General features: G+C 34.5%; 2 protein-coding genes. Both read left to right on the plus strand.

Annotated features, from left to right (window positions below; all coding sequences use genetic code 11):
• A partial coding sequence (locus V7024_RS22045; RefSeq protein WP_335523935.1) for a PQQ-binding-like beta-propeller repeat protein occupies positions 1–1,678 on the plus strand: 1,678 nt, incomplete at its 5' end.
• 81 nt (positions 1,679–1,759) lie between these two features.
• Entirely contained in the window at positions 1,760–1,996 is a 237-nt protein-coding gene (locus V7024_RS24495; RefSeq protein WP_438824500.1) for a hypothetical protein, read from the plus strand.
• Positions 1,997–2,167 lie beyond the last annotated feature (171 nt).

Here is a 2,167-nt window from a genome sequence, read left to right on the forward strand (position 1 = left end):
ATCCAATGAAATACATGCCGTAAACCCAGATGGAACATTAAAATGGAAAATGCCACTTGCATTAACGAATACGAATGCAAATCATTCTATAACAATCGGTGCGGATGGTACGCTATATACTGTAGGAGCTGGTGGATCACTTATAGACGATTCTTATTATTATTCTCTAATCGCGATCGGAGACACATATATAGATAAAGTATGCACAAAAGAAAGTACATCGATGGAAGTATTAAAATCACTTGAAGCGAAAAGTAAGAATGCGAAATTAACAGAAGAAGAAAAGAAAGAAGCACGTGATATCTTAAATAAGCTTTCTAGTATCACACAAGGTGAACAAGGAAAGAAAGAAGCGGGTGATATCTTAAATAAGCTTTCTAGTATCACACAAGGTGAACAATTTGAACAAGGAAAATATGATTTACAAGCTGAATTTCCTTTCGGACAAAATTGGAGTAGGAATTCACCTTATGCTGGAACAGATGTTAATAAAGTAAAATGGGAGTTTAAGCTTTACAATAAAGATGTTCCCTACGGTTCTAGCTCACCAGTATTTTGGGCACAGCCAGCAATTGGACATGATGGAACTATCTATGTAACAAATGCGAATAGAAAGTTGTACGCTTTAAATAAAGATGGTTCCGTAAAATGGAAGAAGGAAATTAAGACTGGAGGAAACAGCACGCCCGTTATTGCTGAAGATGGAACTATTTATGTTACTGCGGGTGATTTAACTGCTTTCAATCCAGATGGTTCAATAAAATGGCAAGTGAAAGCTCCATATGGAAATACTCCTGTTTTGGATAGTGACGGTACAATTTATGTACGTGGTCAAAAAGGAATAGATGCTTATAATCCAGATGGTTCAAAGAAGTGGTCATCAAATGAAATAAGGGGTGGGGTAGCTAATTCTATGCTCATTTCAAAAGATGGCATCATTTATACGTTAGCTTCGGATCTTGGGAATAAATATCTCTATGCTCATGATAAAACCGGTAAGGAATTATGGCAAAAATATCTTTGGGGAGAATACAGCGGTAATGGGCTCACTTTAGGGATAAATAATGAAATACTTGTAAATACACAGGACAAGTTATATGTTTTTGATAAGAATGGGAACATAGTACATCAATGGAAAGAAAAAGAAGTATTGTATTCCGCACCTACAGTTTCTTCTACAGATGGAACAATTTATGTGGGCGGGAAAGGTTATATTTACGCATATAATCCAGACTATTCCTTGAAATGGAAATATCAGGCTAGAATAGGTTTTTTTGATATAGAGCCACCTGTAATTGATAAAAATGGTGTAATTTATTTTAAAACAAGTAGTGAACTGTGTGCATTAAATCCTGATGGGACGCTTAAGTGGAAACTTCCTTATACATCAACATGGTTTCCGTCAGGTGGTGTTAATAACTCAATAACAATTGGTAAAGACGGAACCTTATATACTAATGGAAAATATGTTTCAGCAAATGATGACGGATATTTTTCCTTAGTAGCAATTGGAGATTCTTATACAGACAATGTCTGTACAAAAGAAAGTACATTCATGGAAGTACTGAAATCACTTGAAGCGAAAAGTAAGAATGCGAAATTAACGGAAGAAGAAAAGAAAGAAGCACGTGAAATCTTAAATAAAATTTCTAATGATCTTGATAAGAAAGATAACTAAATTCGTTTTTTAAAGAATTAAATAACTTGTAAAAAAGAGGGACAAACGTCTCTCTTTTTTATTTTGGAAGGAGGTGAAGACTTGGAACGAATCAGCAATCTTGCAAACGCAATAAATATTACAGGTGTTATCTGTAGCACGCAATTTAAAGTAGGTGCTTTCATATCCGGTGGTATAGGGACAATTATTAGTTTTCTATATGGGGTACCGCCACATCGCTATCAAGCTAAGAAATACAAATACCTCCAAAACGAGAAAATTGACATCTTCATGGAAAATGTACAATTTTTTTGTTTTGGGATAACTCATTCTTATTAGCTTGGCGGCGGTGTGTGAGCATTTATTTTTAATCAAAAAAAGAAAAACACTCCTCGGAGTGCTTTTCTTTTTAATAAATATCATCTATACTGTTTTTGCTAGGAGTTGAGTTTAGAGTATACTCTCCTAGGTTTAATAATACTTTTTATTTGATAAACCGCAAAATTGGCT

It is taken from the genome of Bacillus sp. JJ864 (genome assembly GCF_036963045.1).
GTDB classification, from domain to species: domain Bacteria; phylum Bacillota; class Bacilli; order Bacillales; family Bacillaceae_G; genus Bacillus_A; species Bacillus_A pseudomycoides_C.